This window comes from Rhizobium sp. TAL182, assembly GCF_002117725.1.
In the GTDB taxonomy this organism is placed as follows: Bacteria; Pseudomonadota; Alphaproteobacteria; order Rhizobiales; family Rhizobiaceae; genus Rhizobium; species Rhizobium esperanzae.
In genome coordinates, this window is the sequence record NZ_CP021024.1 from 140,646 (window position 1) to 165,442 (window position 24,797).

At 62.2% G+C, this 24,797-nt stretch carries 25 protein-coding genes and 1 other RNA gene; 8 read left to right on the plus strand and 18 right to left on the minus strand.

The window, feature by feature from the left end; all coding sequences use genetic code 11:
- Position 1: 1 nt before the first annotated feature.
- The 11 genes from Tal182_RS00710 to rimP all read right to left on the minus strand — a co-directional run bounded on the left by Tal182_RS00710 (position 2) and on the right by rimP (position 12,682).
- The gene (locus tag Tal182_RS00710) at positions 2–409 is read right to left on the minus strand and encodes an ester cyclase (protein WP_085857758.1); all 408 of its coding nucleotides are present in this window, start codon (positions 407–409) and stop codon (positions 2–4) included.
- A 70-nt stretch (positions 410–479) separates the two neighbouring features.
- Positions 480–1,496: a class I SAM-dependent methyltransferase gene (locus Tal182_RS00715; protein ID WP_085857759.1), complete on the minus strand. Its 1,017-nt coding sequence runs from the start codon at positions 1,494–1,496 to the stop codon at positions 480–482.
- A 75-nt stretch (positions 1,497–1,571) separates the two neighbouring features.
- Positions 1,572–3,710 (minus strand): polyribonucleotide nucleotidyltransferase, encoded by a 2,139-nt coding sequence (gene pnp / locus Tal182_RS00720; protein ID WP_085857760.1) that lies wholly within the window; start codon positions 3,708–3,710, stop codon positions 1,572–1,574.
- 366 nt (positions 3,711–4,076) lie between these two features.
- Positions 4,077–4,346: a 30S ribosomal protein S15 gene (gene rpsO, locus Tal182_RS00725; protein WP_009997779.1), complete on the minus strand. Its 270-nt coding sequence runs from the start codon at positions 4,344–4,346 to the stop codon at positions 4,077–4,079.
- Positions 4,347–4,495: 149 nt separating this feature from the next.
- A complete protein-coding gene (locus tag Tal182_RS00730) occupies positions 4,496–5,344 on the minus strand; it encodes an alpha/beta hydrolase (RefSeq protein ID WP_085857761.1) in 849 nt (282 codons plus the stop codon).
- 79 nt (positions 5,345–5,423) lie between these two features.
- The gene (gene truB / locus Tal182_RS00735; RefSeq protein WP_085857762.1) at positions 5,424–6,356 is read right to left on the minus strand and encodes a tRNA pseudouridine(55) synthase TruB; all 933 of its coding nucleotides are present in this window, start codon (positions 6,354–6,356) and stop codon (positions 5,424–5,426) included.
- Between the two features lie 12 nt (positions 6,357–6,368).
- Entirely contained in the window at positions 6,369–6,773 is a 405-nt protein-coding gene (gene rbfA / locus Tal182_RS00740; RefSeq protein WP_009993666.1) for a 30S ribosome-binding factor RbfA, read from the minus strand.
- A gap of 150 nt (positions 6,774–6,923) precedes the next feature.
- A complete protein-coding gene (gene infB / locus Tal182_RS00745; protein ID WP_085857763.1) occupies positions 6,924–9,623 on the minus strand; it encodes a translation initiation factor IF-2 in 2,700 nt (899 codons plus the stop codon).
- Positions 9,624–9,725: 102 nt separating this feature from the next.
- Positions 9,726–10,418 (minus strand): RNA-binding protein, encoded by a 693-nt coding sequence (locus tag Tal182_RS00750; RefSeq protein ID WP_170965915.1) that lies wholly within the window; start codon positions 10,416–10,418, stop codon positions 9,726–9,728.
- The gene (gene nusA, locus Tal182_RS00755) at positions 10,415–12,016 is read right to left on the minus strand and encodes a transcription termination factor NusA (RefSeq protein WP_064800221.1); all 1,602 of its coding nucleotides are present in this window, start codon (positions 12,014–12,016) and stop codon (positions 10,415–10,417) included. The genes Tal182_RS00750 and nusA overlap by 4 nt, the downstream gene beginning before the upstream one ends.
- Before the next feature lie 60 nt (positions 12,017–12,076).
- Positions 12,077–12,682, minus strand: coding sequence for a ribosome maturation factor RimP (gene rimP, locus Tal182_RS00760; RefSeq protein ID WP_064800222.1), 606 nt, complete (start codon positions 12,680–12,682; stop codon positions 12,077–12,079).
- Positions 12,683–12,926: 244 nt separating this feature from the next.
- Between rimP and Tal182_RS00765 the strand changes: the two genes are divergently transcribed.
- Together Tal182_RS00765 and Tal182_RS00770 are read left to right on the plus strand one after the other, a co-directional pair.
- The gene (locus Tal182_RS00765; protein ID WP_085857764.1) at positions 12,927–14,558 is read left to right on the plus strand and encodes an MFS transporter; all 1,632 of its coding nucleotides are present in this window, start codon (positions 12,927–12,929) and stop codon (positions 14,556–14,558) included.
- Positions 14,559–14,566: 8 nt separating this feature from the next.
- Positions 14,567–15,022, plus strand: coding sequence for a GNAT family N-acetyltransferase (locus Tal182_RS00770; RefSeq protein WP_085857765.1), 456 nt, complete (start codon positions 14,567–14,569; stop codon positions 15,020–15,022).
- Between the two features lie 6 nt (positions 15,023–15,028).
- Here Tal182_RS00770 and Tal182_RS00775 read toward each other — a convergent pair whose 3' ends face one another.
- Positions 15,029–16,267 carry a lytic murein transglycosylase gene (locus Tal182_RS00775; protein ID WP_085857766.1) on the minus strand — a complete coding sequence of 413 codons (1,239 nt, stop codon included), beginning with the start codon at positions 16,265–16,267 and terminating at the stop codon, positions 15,029–15,031.
- A gap of 11 nt (positions 16,268–16,278) precedes the next feature.
- Positions 16,279–16,884, minus strand: a complete 606-nt coding sequence (gene recR / locus Tal182_RS00780) for a recombination mediator RecR (protein WP_085857767.1) — start codon at positions 16,882–16,884, stop codon at positions 16,279–16,281.
- Positions 16,885–16,941: 57 nt separating this feature from the next.
- Between recR and Tal182_RS00785 the strand changes: the two genes are divergently transcribed.
- Positions 16,942–17,559 (plus strand): MOSC domain-containing protein, encoded by a 618-nt coding sequence (locus Tal182_RS00785; RefSeq protein WP_170965914.1) that lies wholly within the window; start codon positions 16,942–16,944, stop codon positions 17,557–17,559.
- Positions 17,560–17,603: 44 nt separating this feature from the next.
- On the opposite strand, the gene Tal182_RS00790 is transcribed toward Tal182_RS00785, so the two are convergent.
- From Tal182_RS00790 to ffs, 3 genes are all read right to left on the minus strand, one after another.
- On the minus strand, positions 17,604–17,927 hold the full coding sequence (locus tag Tal182_RS00790; protein ID WP_039617209.1) for a YbaB/EbfC family nucleoid-associated protein: 324 nt from the start codon (positions 17,925–17,927) through the stop codon (positions 17,604–17,606).
- 22 nt (positions 17,928–17,949) lie between these two features.
- Positions 17,950–19,815: a DNA polymerase III subunit gamma/tau gene (locus tag Tal182_RS00795; protein WP_085857769.1), complete on the minus strand. Its 1,866-nt coding sequence runs from the start codon at positions 19,813–19,815 to the stop codon at positions 17,950–17,952.
- 45 nt (positions 19,816–19,860) lie between these two features.
- Positions 19,861–19,957, minus strand: an RNA gene (ffs, locus tag Tal182_RS00800) — signal recognition particle sRNA small type.
- 89 nt (positions 19,958–20,046) lie between these two features.
- Between ffs and Tal182_RS00805 the strand changes: the two genes are divergently transcribed.
- The 5 genes from Tal182_RS00805 (at position 20,047) to Tal182_RS00825 (ending at position 23,012) form a co-directional block, all read left to right on the plus strand.
- Positions 20,047–20,457 (plus strand): HIT family protein, encoded by a 411-nt coding sequence (locus tag Tal182_RS00805; RefSeq protein ID WP_064800229.1) that lies wholly within the window; start codon positions 20,047–20,049, stop codon positions 20,455–20,457.
- The gene (nudC, locus tag Tal182_RS00810; RefSeq protein ID WP_085857770.1) at positions 20,454–21,413 is read left to right on the plus strand and encodes an NAD(+) diphosphatase; all 960 of its coding nucleotides are present in this window, start codon (positions 20,454–20,456) and stop codon (positions 21,411–21,413) included. Before Tal182_RS00805 ends, nudC begins: the two co-directional genes overlap by 4 nt.
- A gap of 4 nt (positions 21,414–21,417) precedes the next feature.
- On the plus strand, positions 21,418–22,113 hold the full coding sequence (locus Tal182_RS00815; protein ID WP_085857771.1) for a YafY family protein: 696 nt from the start codon (positions 21,418–21,420) through the stop codon (positions 22,111–22,113).
- Positions 22,114–22,256: 143 nt separating this feature from the next.
- Positions 22,257–22,517 carry a hypothetical protein gene (locus Tal182_RS00820; RefSeq protein ID WP_085857772.1) on the plus strand — a complete coding sequence of 87 codons (261 nt, stop codon included), beginning with the start codon at positions 22,257–22,259 and terminating at the stop codon, positions 22,515–22,517.
- 126 nt (positions 22,518–22,643) lie between these two features.
- Positions 22,644–23,012, plus strand: coding sequence for a VOC family protein (locus Tal182_RS00825; protein WP_064800233.1), 369 nt, complete (start codon positions 22,644–22,646; stop codon positions 23,010–23,012).
- A 19-nt stretch (positions 23,013–23,031) separates the two neighbouring features.
- Here Tal182_RS00825 and Tal182_RS00830 read toward each other — a convergent pair whose 3' ends face one another.
- Both Tal182_RS00830 and Tal182_RS00835 read right to left on the minus strand, forming a co-directional pair.
- A complete protein-coding gene (locus Tal182_RS00830; RefSeq protein WP_064800234.1) occupies positions 23,032–23,886 on the minus strand; it encodes a prephenate dehydratase in 855 nt (284 codons plus the stop codon).
- Between the two features lie 10 nt (positions 23,887–23,896).
- On the minus strand, positions 23,897–24,652 hold the full coding sequence (locus Tal182_RS00835; protein ID WP_085857773.1) for a 3-deoxy-manno-octulosonate cytidylyltransferase: 756 nt from the start codon (positions 24,650–24,652) through the stop codon (positions 23,897–23,899).
- Positions 24,653–24,797 lie beyond the last annotated feature (145 nt).

A 24,797-nucleotide genomic window follows, 5' to 3' on the forward strand; every position in this document is an offset into this window, starting at 1 on the left:
TCTAGGGATGAATGACCTGCCGCAAGATAGCCGCCGAATCCCTGGCGCCCCAGCGGGTCGCAATCTTTCCGTTTTCGACAACGAACCATTCCATTGCTGTGACTTCGTAGCTTTTGCCGGTCGGGTCATGCCCCACGAGACCGCGAAAGAAACCGGAGTAGCGCCCGGTTTCCCGGTAGCGGACCACGACATTCGTTCCCTCCGCGGCAATATCGAGGATCTCGAGGTTTATATTCATGCCCTCGTGAAGCTCGCGCCAGATGGGTTCGACGTCGTCCAGACCACCATACCCCAGAACACCGTAAATCCGCGCATCGGCGGCAAACAGTTCGCGCAGTGCGACCATGTCGAAGCGATTGAATGCCTCGACATACGCCATGACGAGCGCCTTGTTGGCTTCAGTCTCCATCCCTCTCCCCTGTAATTTCTCCATCTGCAGCAAGTCTAGCAGATCACTCGAGGCTGCCAATGCGGACAGCTTACTTCTTCGCCCACAGCACCTTGAAGCGCGCATTGCGGCAGGTTTCGCCGCTTTCCTTGAAATTGGCCGCCAGAACCGGCTCGTAAGGCAGGCCGCGATTGGCGACGAGCATCAGCCGGCCGTTACCGCGAAGGGCGGATGCTGCGGCCTTGATCATCGCCTGGCCGAGCGAAGGCTCGGCGGCGTGGCCCTCATGGAAGGGCGGGTTCATGATGACGAGGTCGTATTTGTCCTTGACCGGCTCGCTCGCCAGATCGTGCCATAAGAAGCGCACAGGCGCGTTTGGGCAGTTCTCCGCCAGATTGTCTTTGGCGGCCTCCAAAGCGGCGTGGTTGGCCTCGTAGAGGTCAAGGCGGGCAATTCCAGGCGATCTTTGCGCCATCTCGACGGAGAGATAGCCCCACCCCGCGCCGAAATCCGCGACGTCGCCGGCAAAATCCTGCGGCAGGCGCGAGGCGAGCAGTTCCGAGCCGGCATCGATCCGGTCGTGCGAGAACATGCCGGCAGCCGCATGGAAGCGATCGTCGACGCGCACCGGCGCCTTCGCCAGCTTGGAGACGATTTCGCCGGTTTCTGCCGGCCGGCCGAACCAGAAGGCCACGCCGTGATATTTCGGCATATGGTCGATGGCGAGGCCGAATCCTTCCATGCGCTTGCGCAGCGGCTGGATGCCGTCTTCCTTGGCGCCGGCAACGACGATCAGGCCGCCGGCCCGCGTGCGGGTGATCGCGGCGGCGAGATTGGCCTCGTTCTCGCCCTTGTGCTTGGTGCAGAGCACGAGTGCTGCGTCATAGCCCTCACCGCCGATCTCAGGTGTGGCTTCGATCCGCTGCGCCAGCAGCTGGCGGTAGAGCGGCCGGAAGCCCTGGACGGCGCTGAGCGCGGCGGCAAAACCTTCCGGCAGCGCAAAACCGGCCTCGGCGCCGAGAAAGAGCACACGCTCGGCCTCGCCGGGCGGCTGGATCGTGCCGCTCGCAAAGGGATGGAACAGGGTCTTCAGCGTTTCGCGGCTCATCGATCTCGTCTCATTTGCAATAGAAAAAGGGCGCGGAAGATTCCCGCGCCCGGAATTAAAACGGACAGATGCGGTTTATTCGGCCGCTTCTTCCTTCTTCTTCTCGTTCGGGATCTCCTGGCCGGTGGCTTGGTCGACGACCTTCATCGACAGGCGAACCTTGCCGCGTTCGTCGAAGCCGAGCAGCTTGACCCAAACCTTGTCGCCTTCCTTGACGACGTCGGTCGTCTTGGCGACGCGCTCGGAAGCGAGCTGCGAGATGTGGACGAGGCCGTCGCGGGCGCCGAAGAAATTGACGAAGGCGCCGAAGTCGGCGGTCTTGACGACAGTGCCTTCGTAGATCTGGCCGATTTCAGGCTCGGCGACGATCGAATGGATCCACTTGCGGGCCGCTTCGATTTCCTTGCCGGAAGAGGAGGCGATCTTAACGGTGCCGTCGTCCTCGATGTTGATCTTCGCGCCGGTCTTCTCGACGATTTCGCGGATGACCTTGCCGCCGGAGCCGATGACTTCGCGGATCTTGTCGACCGGGATGTTCATCACTTCGATGCGCGGAGCGAATTCGCCGAGCTGGCCGCGGCTTTCGGTGATGGCCTTGGCCATTTCACCGAGGATATGGGCGCGACCGCCCTTGGCCTGGCCGAGAGCAACCTTCATGATCTCTTCGGTGATGCCGGCGATCTTGATGTCCATCTGCAGCGAAGTGATGCCATCGGCCGTACCGGCAACCTTGAAGTCCATGTCGCCGAGGTGGTCTTCGTCACCGAGAATGTCGGAGAGGACGGCGAAGCGATCGCCTTCGAGGATCAGGCCCATGGCGATGCCGGCAACCGGCTTTGCGAGCGGGACACCTGCATCCATCAGCGCCAGCGACGTGCCGCAGACGGTTGCCATCGAGGACGAGCCGTTGGATTCGGTGATCTCGGAAACGACGCGCAGCGTGTAGGGGAACTGCTCAGCCGACGGCAGCATCGGACGGATCGCACGCCAAGCGAGCTTGCCGTGGCCGATCTCGCGGCGACCCGGGGAACCCATGCGGCCGGTCTCACCAACCGAGAAGGGAGGGAAGTTGTAATGGAGCAGGAAGCGTTCCTTGTACATGCCGGTCAGGCTGTCGACATACTGCTCGTCTTCGCCGGTGCCGAGCGTGGCAACCACGATTGCCTGCGTTTCGCCGCGCGTGAAGAGCGCCGAACCGTGCGTGCGCGGCAGAAGGCCGACTTCCGAAACGATCGGACGAACGGTTTCAAGGTCGCGGCCGTCGATGCGGCTCTTGGTGTCGAGGATGTTCCAGCGGACGATCTTGGCCTGCAGGTGCTTGAAGATCGCGCCGACTTCTTCGGCCGTATACTTGGCTTCGCCTTCCTCGGGGAGGAAATGCGCCTTGACCTTTGCCTTGACGGCGTCGACGGCGGCGTAGCGGTCGGCCTTCTGGGTGATCTTGTAAGCTTCGCGGAGTTCGCCCTCGAAATGCTTCAGCATCTCGCCTTCGAGCTCGGAATAGTCTTCCGGCTGGAAGTCGCGTGGCTCCTTGGCGGCGACTTCGGCGAGCTTGATGATCGCGTCGAGAACCGGCTGGAAGCCCTTGTGGCCGAACATGACGGCGCCGAGCATGACGTCTTCGGGCAGTTCCTTGGCTTCGGACTCGACCATCAGCACGGCGTCGTAGGTGCCGGCGACGACGAGGTCGAGGCTCGACTCATCCATCTCGTCGAGATGCGGGTTGAGAACATATTCGCCATTGATGTAGCCGACGCGTGCGCCGCCGACCGGGCCCATGAAGGGAACGCCGGAAAGCGTCAGCGCCGCCGAAGAGGCGATCATGGACAGGATGTCGGGATTGTTTTCAAGGTCGTGCTGGACGACGGTGACGACGACCTGCGTGTCGTTCTTGTAGCCTTCCGGGAAGAGCGGGCGGATCGGACGGTCGATCAGGCGGGAAACGAGGGTCTCGTTTTCGCTCGGGCGTCCTTCGCGCTTGAAATAGCCGCCGGGGATCTTGCCGGCTGCGTAGGTCTTTTCCTGGTAGTTGACGGTCAGCGGAAAGAAGTCCTGGCCGGGCTTCGGCGCCTTGGCCGAAACGACGGTGGCGAGAACGACGGTTTCGCCGTAGGTGGCGAGAACCGCGCCGTCGGCCTGACGGGCGATCTTGCCGGTTTCGAGCTTCAGCGGGCGGCCGGCCCACTCGATTTCCACGGTGTGTGTATCAAACATATCTTGTCCTTCAATGCGGGAGCACGCGCCATCGCCGATATCAGGGCGCAGCGCACAGTCGACCGCAATCAATGTGACGTATCACGGGCAAGACAACGGGAGGCTTCATTCCAGGTCCTCGGTGGAAACCTCAGTTTCCCGAAAACATAAGTTTTCTGAGAAACTGGGCCAAAGCCTCGAAAAGCTCTGGCCGAAAGCATCCGGCAATCCTGCCCCATGACAGGTCAGCGGTTGGTTTGGCAGAACCGGCCCATCCGGGTCTGCCGGTCGTTCCACCGCTTGAGATAGGGCGCGGCTGGAACATTTCATCGGAACATCGTCCCGAAACAGATCCGGCGGACGCTTAAAAGCGCCCGCCGGACAATTTTAGCGGCGGATACCCAGGCTGTTGATCAGCTTGGAATAGCGGCCTTCATCCTTCTTCTTGAGATAATCAAGAAGCGAGCGGCGGCTCGAAACCATCGTCAGCAGGCCACGGCGGGAATGGTTATCCTTCTTGTGGTCCTTGAAGTGTTCGGTCAGGTTGTTGATGCGTTCTGTCAGGATCGCAACCTGAACTTCCGGAGAACCGGTATCGCCTTCGGCGGTTGCATATTCCTTGATCAGCGCAGCCTTGCGCTCAGCAGTGATCGACATCGGATGTTCCTTTCTATGAGAGGAGGAGAGGTCGCCAAAAGCCGGGATGCCGTCCAGCTTTGGCCGTGAATGCGAGCAGGCGGACCTGACGCTGGCGCTGCCTATAAACCAAATATGCAGCGATGGAAAGAGGGAGTATTCTGGCGGCCTTAATGGCTCGCCATCGCATCCCGGATCATCCCGTTATAACCCTCAGCATCCTGCAGCATGGCGAAATGGCTCACATCCCTAAGAATCACGAGTTTGGCGTCCGGAATCTCCTTTGCCATCATCTCCGTATGATCGAGCTTGACCGCTTCATCGTGATCGCCGATCGCAAGCGTGATCGGAACCGAGATCTTCGCAAGATCGGCGGCTGTCCAGGTCGGCTGGGTCGCCCACATCTTGGAGATCTGCGTGTAGACGGTATCGTAGTCGTTCGGCGTCGGCGAAAGCTTCCTGTACTGGTCGCCGGCGACGTTGATGTATTCTTTGAAGGTCTTGTTGGTCAGAGCGTCGTCCTTGACGCCATCAGTCGTCACGTTGGCCGCCTGGGCAATGACGCGGATCAGCTTTTCCGGATGGTTCATCGCCATGTCGATGCCGATGATGCCGCCGTCCGACCACCCCACGAGCGTCACCTTGTCGATCTTCAGATAGTGGAGAAGGGCAACGTAGTCCGAGGTCATCAGATCGTAGCCGAAAGGCTGCCCGCTGCGTGTCGACCGGCCGTGACCGCGGCTGTCGGCGACGATGACCAGATGATCCCTGGCAAACTCCGCCACCTGATGCCCCCAGACGTTGGCATTTCCAAGACCGCCATGGATGAAGAGGATCGGATCGCCTTCACCATATTCGGCGTAATACATCTTGATGTCGTTCACATCGGCCATGCCGCTGGTCTTCGGCGTCGGCATTGAAGGAAATGCGGGAAGCTCGGCCCATCGTTCGGTGGCTTTGGCGCCGGCAATGATCAGGAATAACGAAAAGAACGTCAGGACTTTCGCAATTCTACGCATGGTTTTCCCCTCGGGCCGCCATGGCCCAAGGGCAAGGATATCGCATCGCTACCGCTTGACAATCGTCAGTGGTACGGACTCAGGCGAAAACCCGCTTCGGTCGAAACTCGCCCTGGCCGATTTCGCCGATCGCGATCAGCCTGCCGCGTGCCGTCGCATAGGCTTCGCTTTCGGCAATCGGCGCATCGCGGCCGCGCACCAGGATCGGATTGCCCATCTTCAGCCGGTGCGCCTGGTCGTCGTTGATGACGAGATGGGGCAGGGCCGACAATGCTTCGCAGGTGTCGATCAGCAGCGCATCAAGGGCGGCGAGCCGCTCATCAATATCCTCGATCGATTCCAGCGCCACGAGGTTTGCGAGCGGCACCATGGCCTCTTCCGAAAAGGGCGCGACGAAGGTGCGCCGCAGCCCGGATATATGGCCATAGCAGCCGAGCTCACGGCCGAAATCGCGGGCAAGCGCTCTGACATAGGTGCCCTTGCCGCATTCCACTTCGAAATGTGCGGTATTGGCGTCCGGGCAGGCAAGCAGGGTCAGCCGGAAGATCTCCACTTCGCGCGAGGGGATCTCCACGGCTTCGCCATCGCGCGCCAGGTCATAGGCGCGTTCTCCCGCTATCTTGATGGCGGAAAACTGCGGCGGCACCTGGCTGATGGTGCCGATATATTTGGGCAGGATGTCGCGGATGTGCTGTTCGCTCGGGCGCTCGTCCGAACTCTCAGTGACCTCGCCTTCGAGATCGTCGGTGGCGCGCTCCTCGCCCCAGCTCACCGTGAATTCATAGATCTTGCGGCCGTCCATCACATAGGGAACGGTCTTGGTCGCATCGCCGAGCGCGATCGGCAGCATGCCGGAGGCCAGTGGATCGAGCGTGCCGGCATGGCCGGCCTTCTGCGCCTTGTAGAGCCACTTGATCTTCGAAACGGCTTCCGTCGAGCCGAAATCCACCGGCTTGTCGAGAATCAGCCAGCCGGAAATCGGCCGGCCCTTGGGTTTGCGTGGTTTGGACATCAGTCTCTTCTGTTATTGTTCGTCGTTGTCGCCGTCGAGATCTCGGCTCACCTCGGGCGAACGCAGCAGCTCGTCGATCTTCTTGTAATTGTCGAAGCTGGTATCGTCGCGGAAGCGTACCTCCGGCATGTATTTCATCTGCCGAAGCTGCGGCCCGAGCCGGCCGCGGATGAACTTCGCGTGGCGGTTCAAAGCCTCGATGACGATGCTGTGGTCGGAAACACCGAGCGGCGTCACATAAGCCGTGGCGATCTTGAGATCGGGCGACATGCGCACTTCGGAGATCGAAATCACGGTTGCCTCGATGATGTCATCACGCACTTCGCCGCGCTGCAGCACCTGGGTGATCGCGGCGCGAACCTGTTCGCCAACGCGCAGCATGCGCTGCGAAGGCGCGGAGGATGTTGGTCTGGTCATTGTTATCTCTGTTTGCCGATGCGGCTGGGAATCGAACCCGTCAAAGGAGAGCGTCCATGACTCTTTTGGCTGAAAAGGTCAAGCCGGCAGGTAGAAAAGCCACCCGCCGGAGAGCGGATGGCTTTTGTCAAGCTGCTGTAACGGCGAGGATTAGAGCGTGCGCGTAATATGTTCGACGCGGAAGCACTCGATGACGTCGCCGACGCGCATGTCTTCGTAGTTTTCGAAGGCCATGCCGCACTCCTGGCCCATCGGCACTTCCGAGACTTCGTCCTTGAAGCGCTTGAGGGTCTTGAGCTTGCCTTCGTGAACGACGACGTCGTTGCGGATGAGGCGCACACCCGCCCCGCGCTCGACCTTGCCTTCGACGACGCGGCAACCGGCGACCTTGCCGACCTTGGTGATGTTGAACACCTCCAGGATTTCGGCATTGCCGATAAAGGTCTCGCGCCGTTCCGGCGACAGGAGGCCCGACATCGCTGCCTTCACGTCATCCACGAGATCGTAGATGATGTTGTAGTAGCGGATTTCGATGCCCTGGCGTTCGGCGAACTGGCGCGCCTGCGCATTGGCGCGAACGTTGAAGCCGATGATGGCCGCGTTCGAGGCTTCGGCAAGCGAAATATCCGACTCGGTGATGCCGCCTGCGCCCGAATGGACGATGCGGGCACGGACCTCGTCGGTGCCGAGCTTTTCCAGCGCGCCGGCAATCGCTTCGATCGAGCCCTGCACGTCGCCCTTGATGACGAGCGGGAACTCCTTGATGCCGGTGCTCTGCATCTGCGTCATCATCTGTTCCAGCGAACCGCGCTGGCCCGACTGGCGGGCAGCCGCCTTGTCGCGGGCAAGACGCTGGCGGTATTCCGAGATTTCGCGGGCGCGGCTCTCGCTGTCGACCACCGCGAACTTGTCACCCGCCTGCGGCGTGCCGGAAAGGCCAAGCACTTCGACGGGCATCGCCGGCGGCGCGTCCTTCATATGCTCGCCCTTGTCGTTGACGAGGGCGCGCACACGGCCCCAGACGTCGCCTGCGACGATGATCTGGCCCGGCTTCAGCGTACCGTTCTGAACGAGAACCGTGGCAACCGAGCCGCGGCCGCGGTCGAGCTGGGCTTCGATGACGGTACCTTCCGCGGTGCGGTTCGGATTGGCCTTGAGGTCAAGGATTTCCGCCTGCAGCAGAACGGCTTCGAGCAGCTTGTCGAGGTTCTTGCCTGTTTTGGCCGAGACTTCGACGTCAAGCGTTTCACCGCCCATCGATTCCACGAAGACTTCGTGCTGCAGAAGCTGGTTGCGCACCTTCTGCGGATCGGCTTCGTGCTTGTCGATCTTGTTGATCGCCACGATGATCGGAACACCGGCTGCCTTGGCGTGATTGATCGATTCGATCGTCTGCGGCATGACGCTGTCGTCGGCTGCCACGACCAGGATCGCGATGTCGGTCGCCTGCGCGCCGCGGGCACGCATCGCCGTGAAGGCGGCGTGGCCGGGGGTGTCGATGAAGGTGATCTTCTGGCCGTTCTGCTCCACCTGATAGGCGCCGATATGCTGGGTGATGCCGCCGGCTTCGCCGGCAACAACGTTGGCATGGCGAATGGCGTCGAGCAGCGAGGTCTTGCCGTGGTCGACGTGGCCCATGATGGTGACGACGGGCGGACGCGAAACGCGGTCGCCTTCGACGTCGGCGATGTCGAAGATGCCGAGTTCGACGTCGGATTCAGAGACACGCTTGACGGTATGGCCGAATTCGCCGGCGATGAGCTCGGCAAGGTCGGCGTCGATGACGTCGCCCGGCTTCATCATCTGGCCTTCCTTCATCAGGTACTTGATGACGTCGACGGCGCGTTCGGACATGCGCTGCGACAGTTCCTGAATGGTGATGGTCTCCGGCAGGACGACTTCGCGGGAAATCTTCTCCCGAGTCTCCTGCATTTGGCTGCGGCGGAACTTCTCCTGCCGGCGGCGCATCGCCGAAAGCGAACGGCTGCGGCCGGCGTCCTCGCCGTCCACATCGGCAGTGGTGATCGTCAGCTTGCCGCGGCGGCGCTCCTCATCCGTTTTCGGACGGGTCGTCACCGGCTTTGCGGGTTCGGGGCGAACGACGCGGCCGCGCGCCGGACCGCTGCGCGAAGCGCCACGATCGTCCTCGTCGCCGTCATTGCGACGGCCCCGAATGCCAGCCGGCGCGCCGGGCGCCGGGCGAGCGGCTGCTCCGTCGGCATCAGGCCGGCGTGCTGCCGGCGCGGGTGCTGCCGCAGTGGCAGCCGGCTCGGCGGCAGCAGCGGCGGCGGCTTCGGCCTGCCGGGCTGCCTCTTCGACGGCTCGGCGTGCGGCTTCCTCCGCCTCGGCTGCCTTGCGGACAGCCTCTTCGGCGGCACGGCGCTTTTCTTCCTCGGCGCGGCGGATCGCATCCTGGGCGTCACGCGCCTGGGATTCGGCGAGCGCACGGCGGCGCGCATCCATTTCCTCAGGCGACAGATGGTTCAGCACGACAGGACGCGGGCGATCGTTCGGACGCGGCTGCTGATAGGACTGCTGCGGACGCTGGTTGCCTTGGCCGCCGCCGGGCTGGTGAATCCGCGGAGCCGGCGTCGACTGCTGCGGACGCGCCTGAGCAGGTGCCGGCGCCGGTTCGGCTGCGCGAACCGGGGCTGCGGGGGCCGCAGGCGTGATCGGCTTTTCGTCTTCCGGGCGCATCGGGCGCCGCTTGCGGGTCTCGACCACGACCGCCTTGGTGCGACCCCGACCCATATCCTGGCGAACGGTACCCTGGCTCATCCCCGATGGTTTCAGGGTGAGCGTCTTCTTGCCCGTTACGCTGAGTGTCTTGTCGTCGTTACTATCGGTCATTCGTTCCCGTTCCTTCGGACAGGGAGCGATGACTAGATCAGACCCTGTCGTTCAAATACTGTCGATCAATGAGAATGAGACCGGCCGATGCCGGTGACCGCCTCATTGTTTTTGCCGGCCAGCGCCGCCCGCTGCCCGGGACTGACCGCCAATACGGTACTGTTCGAGCATCTTTGCGCGCTTCACTACACCCTCACCCGCCTGCCCTGCAAGCACTGCGGCATGGATAAAAGCATTCTGGCCCATCAGGCCTTCCATTTCGCTCTCCGAGAAGAAGCGGTAGGAAGGTATCTCCTCCTCGGTCTCCATTCCGAGGTGCCAGGCCTTGCGGGCCTGGTCGATTTTCCTCACGCCGTCGTCCGCCGCGTCAGTCGCGTGGAACACCGCAAGGGCTGCTCCGCTTCTGACCGCGGCATCCACTTTCGAGGCGCCGCTGACGAACTGGCCGGCCTTGCGCGCCATGTTCATCATCTGCATCACTTGCGCCGCCAGCAGCCGGTCGACGCTTGCGCCGAGATCGTCCGCCGCCTTCACGTCCGCTTTCAGCGCTCGGGCGAACAGCTTTTTCGCCACCGCCCTGTCGACCAGCGACCGGTCGGCCTTCACCCAGCAGCCGCGTCCCGGAAGCTCGCGCTTCAGGTCGGCGACGACGGTTCCGTCGGGAGCCGCGACGAAGCGGATCAGCTCTTCCGGCGATCCGCTTTCGCGCGTCACGATGCACATGCGTCCGTTCACGTCATACCCTGCAAGATCGTCGTCCTCGGGATGAACGTTCGGCTCATGCGCGGTCATCATGCTTCCTGTTCGGCTTCGGTGACCTCTTCTTCGGTCCCCTTCGCCAGGTCCTCTTCGGTGATCCAGCCGGCCGCGAGGCGGGCCTGCACGATCATCTGCTCGGCCTCGACACGCGAGACGTCGAACTTCGAGAACAGGCCTTCGAATTTCTTCGTTTCGCCGTTCTTGCGTTCGCTCCAGCCGACGAGATCGTCGGCCGCACAACCGGCGAAATCCTCGATCGTCTTGATGCCGTCCTCGCCGAGCGCCACCATCATCTGGGCGGTCATGCCGTCGATCTGGCGCAGCTCGTCCTCAACGCCGAGCGCCTTGCGCTTCTCGTCCATCTCGGCTTCGAGACGCTCGAGGAATTCGCGGGCGCGCTGCTGGATTTCCTGCGCCGTCTCTTCGTCGAAACCGTCGATCGAGGAGATTTCGTCGAGATCGACATAGGCAAGTTCTTCGACGGCGGCAAAGCCTTCCGACGCCAGAACCTGGCCGACCATCTCGTCGACGTCGAGCGAATCCATGAACAGGTTGGTGCGCTCGTTGAATTCCTTCTGACGGCGTTCCGATTCCTCGGCCTCCGTCATGATGTCGATGTCCCAGCCGGTCAGCTGCGAAGCGAGGCGGACGTTCTGGCCGCGGCGGCCGATCGCAAGCGACAGCTGCTCGTCGGGAACGACGACTTCGATGCGCTCGGCGTCCTCGTCGAGAACGACCTTGGCCACTTCCGCCGGCTGCAGGGCGTTGACGACGAAGGTCGCCGGGTCCTGGCTCCAGGGAATGATGTCGATCTTCTCACCCTGGAGTTCGCCGACGACGGCCTGGACGCGCGAACCGCGCATACCGACGCAGGCGCCGACCGGATCGATCGAACTGTCGTTCGAGATGACCGCGATCTTGGCGCGCGAGCCCGGATCACGGGCGACCGACTTCACCTGGATGATGCCGTCGTAGATCTCGGGCACTTCCATGGTGAAGAGCTTCACCATGAACTGCGGATGCGTGCGCGACAGGAAGATCTGCGGACCGCGCTGCTCGCGACGGACATCATATACGTATGCACGGACGCGATCGCCATAGCGCACGTTCTCGCGCGGGATCATTTCGTCGCGGCGGATGATGCCTTCACCGCGGCCGAGGTCGACGATGACGTTGCCGTATTCGACACGCTTGACGGTGCCGTTGACGATTTCGCCGACGCGATCCTTGAATTCGTCGAACTGGCGGTCGCGCTCGGCTTCACGCACCTTCTGTACGATCACCTGCTTGGCGGACTGTGCGGCGATGCGGCCGAAATCCATCGGCGGCAGCGGATCGGCGATGAAATCACCAAGGGCTGCGTCCGGATTGCGGTCGCGGGCAAGTTCCAGCGGGATCTGCGTCGAATAATCCTCGGCCTTGTCGACCACTTCGAGCAGGCGCTGCAGACGGATTTCACCGGTCTTCGGATTGATGTCGGCCCGGATGTTGGATTCGGTGCCGTAACGGGAGCGCGCCGCCTTCTGGATGGCATCGGCCATTGCGGCAAGCACGATCTCCCGGTCGATGACTTTTTCGCGCGCCACTGCATCTGCGATCTGCAGAAGTTCGAGCCGGTTCGCACTGACTGCCATTGTTTTGTTTCTCCGTCTTTACTCCAGGGTTCCCGTCCCTGGGAGCGGTCTGTTGATCGGTTATTCCTGGTCGTCTGCTTCGTTCTGGTTCGCGGCCTGCGCTTTCGCCAGCTTGTCGGCGCGCAGCGCATCGCGGATCAGATCGTCGGTCAGAATGAGCTTCGCATCGCTAAGCGCCGTGAAGGGAATGATGACCTTCTGCTCTTCCCCATAGGCGACCTGGTCACGCTCGAGCGTGAATCCATCGGCGTCTGCTTCGACGATCTTGCCGCGGAAGCGTTTGCGGTTGCCGATCATGATCGACGTTTCGCACTTTACAAGGTGGCCTTGCCAGCGGACGAAATCGGATTTCCGCACCATCGGACGGTCGATGCCGGGCGAAGACACCTCGAGATGATACTCTTTATCGATCGGATCTTCCACATCGAGGACCGGAGAAATCGCCATCGAGACTTCTTCGCAGTCCTGAACCGTCATCGTGCCGTCATTGCGCTCGGCCATCACCTGCATCGTCGCGCCGTTCTGGTTCAGCATGCGCACGCGGATCAGCCGGAAACCCATGCCGACGAGAACGGGTTCGATGATATCGGCCAGACGCTGGTCGAGCCCGGTTTCGGTAATCAGCCGCGGCTCAAGTTCGTTGTTTGCGTTTGTCATGTCCGACAAGCGGCGCTCCTCGCAATTTCAAGCTGTTCAGGCGATCGAGCTAATAAAAAAGAGCGGGTCCTTGCGGCCCACTCTTCATCAAGCGATCAAGAATTTGAGAGCCATATAGTCGGGTTTTTCCGAAATTGCAAGGTCTGCGACCGATTCCGCCAATTCATGCCGGGCGAGGGGAACGGACCTATGGCCAGCGATCATCTTCCGCATATATTGCCGTTGGCGCACAATAACAAAAGCGGGAGACATCGTGGGCTATACCTCGTCGACACTGGCGCCCTTGCGGCACGATACCTACCGCGCCGTCTGGTTCGCCAGCCTTTCCTCGAATTTCGGCGGCCTGATCCAGGCGGTGGGTGCCGCCTGGATGATGACGACGATCACCGCCTCGGAGGACATGGTCGCGCTGGTGCAGACCTCGACTGCGCTGCCGATTATGCTGTTTTCGCTGATATCGGGGGCGCTGGCGGATAATTTCGATCGCCGCCGGGTCATGCTGACGGCGCAGTGCATGATGCTGACGGTTTCGGCGTTGCTGACGGCGTCAACCCTTCTCGGCTGGGTCACGCCCTGGCTGTTGCTCTTCTTCACCTTCCTGATCGGCTGCGGCACGGCGCTCAACAACCCCTCCTGGCAGGCCTCCGTCGGCGATATGGTGCCGCGCGCCGATCTGCCGGGCGCCGTCACGCTGAACAGCATGGGTTTCAACATCACCCGCAGCGTCGGCCCGGCGATCGGCGGCGTCATCGTGGCGGCAGCGGGTGCCGCCGCGGCCTTTGCGGTGAACACCGCAAGTTACCTCGCCCTGATCTACGCCCTGTTGCGCTGGCGGCCGAGCACGCCCGTCTCCACCCTGCCGCGCGAAGCGCTCGGCAGCGCCATCTTCGCCGGCCTGCGTTATGTCTCGATGTCGCCCAATCTCGAAAAGGTCCTCGTGCGAGGGCTGGTTTTCGGCATCGGCGCGAGCTCGATCCTGGCGCTGCTGCCGGTCGTCGCGCTCGACCTCGTTGCCGGCGGTCCGCTGACCTATGGCTTCATGCTCGGCGCCTTCGGCATCGGCGCGATCGGTGGTGCGGTGCTGAGTGCGAGAATTCGCCAGGCGCTGTCCAGCGAGACGATCATCCGCCTGGCTTTCGCCGGCTTTGCGCTGAGCGCCGTCATCGCCGCCTATAGTCCAAGCGCCGTGCTGACCTCCGCCGGCTTGCTCGTCGCCGGCGCCTGCTGGGTTTCGGCGCTGTCGCTTTTCAACACCATCGTCCAGCTGTTGACGCCGCGCTGGGTGGTCGGACGCGCGCTGTCGCTCTACCAGACCGTCACCTTCGGCGGCATCGCCGGCGGCAGCTGGCTCTGGGGTGTCGCCGCCGATCGCTATGGGGTCGCCGATGCGCTGCTGATGTCATCAGCCGTCATGCTGCTCGGCATTGCGATCGGTCTGCGCTTTTCCATGCCCGCCTTCGCCTCGCTTAATCTCGATCCCTTGAACCGCTTCACCGCCCCGGCCTTGAGCCTCGACATCACCCCGCGCAGCGGTCCGATCGTCATCCAGGTCGATTACGAGATCGCCGGCGACGACCTGGAGGAATTCATGGTGCTGATGGGCGAGCGCCGCCGCATCCGCATCCGCGACGGCGCCCGCAACTGGGCGCTGATGCGCGATCTCGAAAATCCCGGGCTGTGGACGGAGACTTACCATACGCCGACCTGGGTCGAATATATAAGACACAACCAGCGGCGCACGCAGGCCGATGCCGAAAACATCGACCGGCTGCGCGCGCTCCATCGCGGCGAAGGCCCGCCGCATGTCCACCGGATGATCGAGCGCCAGGCCATCCCGCCAGGCGACGATGTCTTCCACAAGGCGCCGATCGATCTGCATCATTGAGAACAGCCATGCACAGTTTCAGGCTCGCCCGCCTATCCGATCTCGCCGCCATCGTCCGGCTTCTCGCCGATGACGATCTCGGCGCCGCCAGGGAAATCGTCTCCGATCCCGTCGATGCGCGTTATCTCTCGGCCTTCGCGGCGATCGAGGCGGACGCCAATCAGTTGCTGGCAGTCGCAACCGACGCCTCCGACCAGGTCCTCGGCTGCCTGCAACTGAGCTTTCTTCCCGGCCTCTCCCGGACCGGCATGTGGCGCGGGCAGATTGAAAGCGTGCGTATCGCAAGAGAGTGTCGCGGAGGGGGCCTCGGCGCGCAATTCATCGAATGGGCGGTCGCCCAATGCGTCGAGCGCGGCTGCGGCCTTGTGCAGTTGACATCGGACAAGACACGAAAAGACTCGATCCGCTTCTACGAAAAGCTCGGTTTCGTCGTCAGCCATGAAGGGCTGAAACGCAACCTGTGAATCGGGCTACTTCAGTCTGTCCTTCATACTGGCTTCGGGAAAGCATGTCGGCTTCATGCCGTTCTTTGCCTGCCACTGACCGATCGAGCGCCGCGTCTTGTAGCCAGGCAATCCGTCGGAGCCGCCGACGTCATAACCCTGACGCTCCAGCGCCTTCTGCATGGCGGCGACATCCGAACGCAGCATCTTGCCGACATCGCCCCATTCGCCTTCGAATACGCCGCCGTTCGAGTCGATCCGGTCGGCGAGATTACCGATATAAAGCGCGTAGAGGTCGGAGTTGTTATACTCCTTGATGATGTAGAAATTCGGCGTGACGATGAATTCCGGGCCGTCGCGGCCGGCCGGCACCAGCATCATCCCCTGAGCCTTCATCTCACCTGCGGGAAAGGCCTTGCCGGAGATGCGCTCGATGCCGAGCGAGGCCCAGTGCGAAAGCGGCTTTGCCAGATCAGGTCCCTCCTGCGCGCAGGAGACCGCTTCAGGTATCGACACCTCGAAGCCCCAGTCGCGATCGCGCTGCCAGCCCTTCTTGACCAGATAGTTGGCGATCGAGGCGAGCGTATCGGGCACCGAGGTCCAGATGTCGCGGTGGCCGTCGCCGTCGAAATCCACCGCATATTTCAGATAACTCGTCGGCATGAATTGCGGCTGGCCGAGCGCTCCGGCCCATGAGCTCTTGAAATCGGCGGGCGTGACGTCGCCGCCGTCGAGAATATGCAGTGCCGCCACCAGCTCGGTGCGGAACATCTCCTTGCGCGTCGACATGAAGGCCTTGGTCGCCAGCACTTCGATCGCCGATTCCGGGATCTTCGCGGCTCCGAACCCCGTCTCGCGGCCCCAGATGGCAAGCACGATCGAGCCCGGCACGCCATAGGTCTTCTCGATCCGCTTCAGCGTCGAGCTATATTGCGCGGCAAAGCCGCGCCCTGTCGCGGCGAGCTTCTTCAGCCGGTCCTCGTTGAAATAGGGGCCGGGCGAGGAAAATTCCGCCTGCGTCTGCTTCTGCTCCTTCGGCGGCGGGAAACCGGGCGGCGCGAGATCGGGCAGGTTCCAGTTCAGCGTGATGCCGGAGAAAGCGGCCTTGAATGTCTTCTCGGAGACACCGCCCGCCTTTGCTTCGGGCCAGAGGTCCTTCTGCACCCAGCTTTCGAACTGCGCCTCGACATCGGTTTTCGATGGGGCTGCGGATGAGGGGAGGGGGAGGAGCGCCGCCGTTATGGCGAGCGCGAATATTCGCCGCATACACAATCCCCTCATATCACCGTCCGCGCCCGCAGGGCCGCCGCGAGCGTGCCCTCATCGAGATAATCGAGTTCACCACCGACAGGCACGCCGTGCGCCAGCCGCGTGATCTTCACCTCGAGCCCCTGCAACTGGTCGGTGATGTAATGCGCCGTCGTCTGTCCCTCGACGGTGGCGTTGACCGCGATGATCAGCTCGCGGATGCCGCCTTCGCCGATCCGGTCGACCAGCCCGCGAATGTTGAGGTCGTCGGGCCCGATCCCGTCGAGCGGCGACAGCGTGCCGCCGAGCACATGGTAGGCGGCGTTCATCGCGCCCGCCCGCTCCAGCGCCCAGAGGTCCGAAACGTCCTCGACGACGATGATGACGGATTGATCGCGCTGCGTGTCGGTGCAGACGGTGCAGGGGTCGACCGTATCGACATTGCCGCAACGCGAACAGATCTTCACCTTGTCATAGGCCTCGCCCATCGCATTCGACAGTGGCCCCAGCAGCTGGTCCTTCTTCTTGATCAGATGCAGTGCCGCCCGGCGCGCCGAGCGCGGCCCGAGGCCCGGCACCTTCGCCAGAAGCTGGATGAGTTTTTCGATTTCGGGGCCGGTGACTCGTTTTGCCATGCGCCGTTCTTAACTGATATGGAACGAAAACGGAATCGCGGAAGGATCGGCTACCCCATGAAAATCCTGGCCCTCTGCATGAGCAATCCTGAAAAGCTGCCTGGGAAGAGCTACAAGACCGGAATCTTCAAGCGGTCCGTCAACGGCGCGGTGATGATCGACGCTGAAGGGCTGGTCGGCGATGCCATCTGCAACCGCAAGCACCATGGCGGCGTCGATCAGGCGGTTTATATCGAGGGATCACTGACGCTCGACTGGTGGGCCGGCGAACTCGGCCGGCCCTGCGAGCCCGGCACCTTCGGTGAAAACATGGTGATCTCAAGCCTCGACAATCGCGACGTTTCAGTCGGCGACCGATTCATAGCAGGCGATCTCATTCTCGAGGCCACCGCTTGCCGCATTCCCTGCGCCACCTTTGCGGTCAAGATGGCCGATCCGAAATTCGTCAAGCGCTATACGGTGGCCGCCCGCCCCGGCATTTACTGCCGCGTCGTCAGAGGCGGCGTGGCCGAGGCCGGAGTGCCGGTGGAGCATCAATCCTTTTCCGGAGAGAAGGTGACGATGCCGGAGCTTATGAAAACATTAGGCCGACAGCTTTCGGAGGCGGACCGGTCGCGATATCTCGCCGCTCCCATTCACTACAAGCTGCGGGCGATGCTGGAAGCGCAGCGTTAAGAGCGGCGTTCTGTAGGTCGCCGGCCCGATAGCAGCATCAGCTATCAAAACGGCAGCTTGAAGCCGGGCGGGATCGGCAGCCCGGCGGTGAGCGCCTTGGTCTTTTCGGCGGCGAGCGCCTCGGCCTTGTCCTTGGCGTCCTTGTGGGCGGCGACGATCAGGTCCTCGAGGATCTCGACATCGTCCTCCTTGAACAGCGACGGGTCGACCTTCAGGCTTTTGAGCTCGCCCTTGCCCGAGATGACGACGGTGACGAGGCCGCCGCCGGCCTTGCCTTCGGCCGTGAGCTCGGCGATCTCCGCCTGCATCTGCTCCATCTTGGCCTGCATTTCCTTGACTTTGCCCATCATGCCCATGATGTCGCGCATCGTCTCGCTCCTTGTTGAACGTTCAGAATTCTATGTCGTCGCCGGGCAGAATGTCGCCTTCTTCGGATTCGGCGGCGGCCGGCGCTTTGGCCTCGCCTTCCTCTTCCGGTTCCGGCGCCCGCACGCGCACATCGATGATTTTTGCGCCGGGAAAATGCGCCAGGATCGCCGCCACATCAGGATCCTGCCTCGCATCGCTGACGCGCTGCTCCTGCGCCTTGGCTTCCGCTTCCACCATCGTCGGCCCGCCTTCTTCGCGGCTGGTGCTGACGATCCAGTGAATTCCGGTCCATTCCTTGAGCTTGACGGCGAGCTCGTTGAGCAGTGTATTCGGAGAGCCTTCGGTCAGGTTCACATCAAGCCGGCCGGGCTCGAGACGCACCGGCCGCACGAAGTTGCGCACCAGTGCCTTCAGCTTGACGTCGCGCTTCTCGGTCGCAAGGTCGACGATATCGGCGATGGAATTGACACGCACGAGCGGCTTCGGCGCCTCTGCGGGCCTGGTCTCGGTGCGGCCGATATTCTGTGGCTCCGGATTGGGCACGGCGCGCAACATGGCGGTCGGCCCAGAGGGCTGCGGCCGTGGTGTTGGCTCCGTCGCACGTGCCGTGACACTGCTTTGATAGGGAACCCGCGTTCCGTTGCCGCCGCCATTGCCCGAGGGCGAGGAGGGCCGCTGGCCGGCATTGTCGCCGGAAAACTCCGCAAGCCTCCGCGCCGCATCCTCGGGCGCCGGCAGATGCGCCGCATGCGCAAGCCGGATCAGCACCATTTCGGCTGCACCCGCCGTGCGCGACGAGCCTTCCGTTTCGGGAATGCCCTTCAGCAGCATCTGCCAGATGCGCGACAGCGTCGTCACCGCAACGCCCTTGGCGAATTCCGCCGCCTTGGTGCGCTCGACTTCGCTGAGCGAGGGGTCGTTTGCCGCATCCGGCACATATTTCAGCCGCGTCACCAGATGGGTGAAATCGGCAAGATCGGTCAGCACCACCACCGGATTGGCGCCGGCCTCGTACTGGTTCTGGAATTCGCCGAGGGCAGCTGCGACATCGCCTTTGACGACATGCTGAAAGAGATCGACGATCCGGGCGCGGTCGGCAAGGCCGAGCATGCCCCGCACGGCTTCCGCCTGCACGGCGCCGGCGCCATGGGCGATCGCCTGGTCGAGCAGCGACAAGCCGTCGCGCGCTGAGCCTTCGGCGGCGCGCGCGATCATTGCCAGTGCGTCGCCTTCCGCCTCGATGCCCTCCTTGGCCGCGATTGTCGTGAACAGCCCGACGAGATCCGACGCGCTGATGCGGCGCAGGTCGAAGCGCTGGCAGCGCGACAGCACGGTGATCGGCACCTTGCGGATTTCAGTGGTGGCGAAGATGAACTTCACATGTTCCGGCGGCTCTTCCAGCGTCTTCAACAGGCCGTTGAAGGCCTGTGTCGAGAGCATGTGCACTTCGTCGATGATATAGACCTTGTAGCGCGCCGAAACCGGCCGATAGCGCACCTGCTCGATGATCTCTCTTATATCGTCGATACCCGTATGCGAGGCGGCATCCATTTCGATCACATCGACATGCCGGCCTTCCATGATCGCCTGGCAATGTTCGCCGGGCACGCGCAGATCAATCGTCGGCTTGTCGATTTCTGCCGTCTTGTAATTCAGCGCTCGCGCCAGGATGCGCGCCGTCGTCGTCTTGCCGACGCCGCGCACGCCGGTCAGCATATAGGCCTGCGCGATGCGGCCGGTCTCGAAGGCGTTGGTAAGCGTGCGGACCATCGGCTCCTGGCCGACCATCAGGTCCGTGAAATCCTTGGGGCGGTATTTGCGAGCCAGCACCCGGTATCCGGTGCCCGTCGAGGCGGCATCTTTTGATTGTCGCTCGGTATCGCTCATCGCCCTGCTTGTCGCCCGGACTATCGGGCATTTCGTGGAGAGAAGGTGGGAGGCTGGCACGATGACCCGTGCCGGGCTCGTTAGGGCTGCTTCCTTCCGGACCTGACCCGGTTGGCGAGTGGCTCGTCCACCACCAACCTCCCGAATGCACATATCGGCAATATCGTCATCAAAAGCAAGCCAACATGCAAAAAAACTGCTAGTCGTTGGAAAACATGAGGAGAATGCCCTTTGAAAGGTTTCGCGCTCGACCCCCGGCTGGAAAACGACAGCACCAGCATCATGATCACCGGTCTCTGCGATCTCAGATTGTCGAGGGATGCCCGCTGGCCCTGGCTCATTCTGGTTCCGCGCCGGGCCGATATTACCGAAATCTTCGAGTTGACGCCGCTCGATCAGGTGTTGCTCGCCTTCGAGACGGAGCTCGTCGCCAAAGCCTTGAAGAACATTACCGGCGCGACAAAAATCAATATCGGGGCTCTTGGCAATATCGTCCGCCAGCTTCATGTTCATGTCATTGCCCGCTTCGAAGGCGATGCCAACTGGCCGGGTCCCGTCTGGGGTTTCGGGCGCGCGGAGCCTTACGAGGACGCAAGGAGAGAAGAATTCACAGCAAAGCTGCGGGAAGCCCTTTCATCATGAACCATTCGCTTTTCGATTCGGATGTGCCCCATCCGGAACCCAGCAATCTCACTGCCTTTGCCGCCAACGACCTCAATCGCGATTCCGAACACCGCGACGAACATTCCGTCGAAAGGGCGCTGGCAAAGGACGGTACCCACATCTTCGCCTTCGCCCGGGACAAGTTGGTGCTGAAACATGACGGCCAGGTGCTCGATCCGCTGTTTGCCCGTTACGAACTGCAGGAACTGCAGCCGCATTGGGACGAGACGGTGCTGCTCGGCTACCGCAAATCAGGCGAGCCGCGCCTTGCCGTTCCCGTCGGCATCGACGTCGACGATCTCACCAGCCAATACAAGCCCGCCGACGGTCGCACGCTGTTTCGCGAGATGCTGATCGACGAAGTCTTGCTCGGCGAATTCGCCCAGGCCGCAAGCCTCATCCGCTGGAATGGCGACAACCGATTCTGCGGCCGCTGCGGATCGGCGATGGAGATTCATATCGGCGGCTACAAGCGCGTCTGCACAGCCTGCGAACACATGATCTTCCCCCGAACCGACCCCGTTGTCATCATGCTGACGATCGATGAGCAGCGCGGCCTCTGCCTGCTCGGCCGCAGCCCGCATTTCACGCCCGGCATGTATTCCTGTCTTGCCGGCTTCGTCGAACCCGGCGAGACCATCGAGAATGCCGTGCGCCGCGAAACGCTGGAGGAATCGGGCATCCGGACCGGCCGCATCCGCTATCACGCCTCGCAGCCTTGGCCGATGCCGCATTCGCTGATGATCGGCTGTTACGCCGAGGCCAAATCCACCGAAATTACGCGCGACGAGACGGAACTCGAGGATTGCCGCTGGTTCACCCGCGAGGAAACAATCGAGATGCTGGAACGCCCGAGTGCGACCGGCAAGGCCTCTCCACCGAAAGGGGCGATCGCCCACCGCCTGATGCGCGACTGGGCGGAGTGGAAGCGGTAACGCCATGCCGGTCGCCCGCTCGGAACGGCTGCTGACGCTGCTCCAGACGCTTCGGCGTTATCGGCGGCCGGTGACCGGAACTGTTCTTGCCAGGGAAACCGGCGTCAGCCTGCGCACGCTCTATCGCGACATTGCCAGCCTGCAGGCCCAGGGCGCGATGATCGAAGGCGAGGCGGGCATCGGCTATGTGCTGAAGCCCGGCTTCATGCTGCCGCCGATGATGTTTTCCGAAGAAGAGCTGGAAGCCTTGGTGCTCGGTTCGCGCTGGGTGGCCCGCGCCGCCGAGCCGCGCCTTGCCGGCGCCGGCGCCGATGCACTCGCAAAGATCGCCGCCGTGCTGCCGGCCGACATGCGTGAAATGGTCGATTCGGCGACACTCTTCGTTGGCCGCAAGCGCCAGGACGAGGACAGGGCTGATGTTTCGGCTATCCGCAAGGCGATCCGTCTGGAGCGCGTGCTCGAACTGCATTACGGCGACGAACAGGGCCGGATCTCCCGCCGCCGTGTCTGGCCCTTCGCGCTCGGTTATTTCGAGCATGTGCGCATCATCATGGCCTGGTGCGAACTGCGCCAGGATTTCCGCCATTTCCGCACCGATCGCATCATCGATATGGCGGTCCATGAGACGCGTTATCCCCGTCGCCGTACGGTGCTCCTAAAGGAATGGCGCGAGACGCAGGACGTGCCGCTCGAGAGCTGAACACTGCTGCCAGAAACTGTCAGCAGGGAGCGTTATTATCAGTGCCAATCCACGACAGCGCCGCGCGTCTTCGGACGTGCAAGGACGCTGTGACATCCAGGTTTTGCGCATCGTGCCGATGCGCCAGGGAAGGAGTACTGATCATGGTAACGCCTCCAGTCATTCAACAGGCCGGCGATCGCTTCGCTTCCGATAGTTTTGCCGACATCATTTCGGCCGAAACTTTTGCCGACGTTCGGCAGTCGGCACGCTCCGGGCTGCTGCGCCTGGCTATGAGCCTTTTTCGGATCCCCGGGGCAAGCCGCTCAAAACTCGATGTCGAAGCCATACCGGATTCCCGCAAGCGCGACCTCGGTTTCATGGATGGGCGCAACCCGCGCCTCCAGGACCGGTTCCCGCTCTAAACCTGATTTCCAGCTCATCCACTTGACGAGAACGGGCGTTGCTTTCGCAACGCCTTTTGTTTCCTGCTGCCATAAATTGGCAGCAGGAGATCTCGCAGACAAACTTACAGCAACGGGAGAACCGAAATGACCAGCCCCAATCTGATAATCCTCTATGTCAAGGATCCGGCCGAAAGCGCCAACTTCTACCGGAACCTCCTGAACCGCGAGCCGGCCGTGGAGGCGCCGAATTTCGTCGCCTTCCCGCTCGATGGCGGCTTCACCCTTGGTCTCTGGCGGCGCAGCAAGGTCGAGCCGCAGCCATCGGCGATTGGCAATCGAGGCGAAGTGGCCTTCATGCTGGCGGGAGAAAATGCCGTGGCTAGGCAATATGATGACTGGCGTCAGCGCGGTCTGCCGATTGCCCAGGACCTGACCGAACTCGATTTCGGCCCGACCTTCGTCGTACTCGACCCGGACGGGCATCGGCTGCGCGTCTGCGAGCCGGATAAATAATGAGAGAGCGCGAGGCCTATTAAAGCAGGCCTCGCATCACATGCCCCTTGTAGACGCCGAGGATTCGCACCTTTTCGGAGAAGAAACGCAGCTCCTCCAATGCCCGGCGAACGTTCGGATCGTTCGGATGGCCCTCGATATCGGCGTAAAATTGCGTTGCCACGAATTTTCCGCCGAGCTGATAGCTTTCGAGCTTGGTCATGTTGATGTTGTTCGTCGCAAACCCGCCGAGCGCCTTGTAGAGCGCGGCCGGAATGTTGCGAACGTTGAAGACGAAGGTGGTGACGACCTTTTCCTCAGCCGAATTGCGTTGCGCCCATTCCTCATCGCGGGACAGGATCACGAAACGGGTGACGTTGTTTTCCGTATCTTCGACATTCTCGGCAACGATCTCCAGCCCGTAGAGATCGGCGGCAAGGCGCGGAGCAAGTGCGGCCATCGAGCGATCGCCGGTTTCCTTCACGAGTTTTGCAGCGCCTGCCGTATCGCCGGCGATGACAGGCTTCCAGCCGTGAGCGCGCACGATCTTGCGGCACTGGCCGAGCGCATGGATATGGCTGTGCACCGTGCGGATCTCATCCTTGGTGACTCCGGGCAGCACCATCAGCTGAAAGCGGATCGGCATGAAATATTCGCCGATGATATGCAGCCGCGATTCCGGCAGCAGATGATGGATATCGGCGACGCGGCCGGCAATCGTGTTCTCGATCGGGATCATCGCAATATCGGCGTCGCCATTGTCGACCGCCGTGAAGGCATCCTCGAAAGTCTGGCAGGGCAGCGGCTCCATCGTCGGAAACATGTCGCGGCAGGCCATGTCGGAATTGGCGCCGAATTCGCCCTGGAAGGCGATCCTGTTGGTCTTGATGTTCATCATAGTCCCGTCAGTTCTGCCGTGCAGAGAGAATGCGTCGCGCTTTTTCGAGGTCGGCCGGAGTATCGACACCGAGCGGAACCGTGTCAACGATCTCGGCATCGATGCGCATGCCGGCCTCCAGTGCCCGCAGCTGCTCCAGCGATTCGCGCTTTTCAAGCGCCGACGGGCCGAGCGACACGAACCGTTCGAGCGCAGCGCGCCGATAGGCATAGAGGCCGATATGATGGTACAGCGGCCCCTTGCCGTAAGGCGCCGTCGCGCGAGTGAAGTAGAGGCCGCGCAGGCGGGTGTCGGAAATCGGCGAACCGATGACCTTGACGATGTGCGGCGCGGTCTTGTCCTCCTCATTATCGATTTCGATGGTCAGCGTGCCGATATCGACCGCTTCGTTCTCGAGGGGGCGCAAGGCCGCCCGCACCGTTTCCGGCTCGATTGTCGGCAGGTCGCCCTGGACGTTGACGATGAACTTCGCCTTGCCGTCCGGATCGACTTTCTTCAACGCCTCGAAGATGCGGTCCGAGCCGGATTGATGATCCTTGCTGGTCATGACGACTTCGAAACCGGCGGCGGCCACGGTATCGAACACTTGCGGGTCGTCGACGGCGACGACGACCCGGCCGATTTCGGCTTCTTTTGCGCGCATCGCTACCTGCACGATCATCGGCAGTCCGCAAATATCGGCGAGCGGCTTGCCCGGAAGCCGAGTGGAGGCCATTCGTGCCGGGATCAATACGAGCACGTCGTCGAAATTTGAATCACGCATTGTTCGGGCCTTCTATTCCGGGCTGAAAAGTGTCAAAAAGTCTCACGCATAAGACCATTTAGACAGTTGCAACGAACAGTCAAAAGACATAGGTTCCGCGCGATTTCAAGATGGTCCGGTTCTGGTCTGCCGGCTGCAAGGGGAG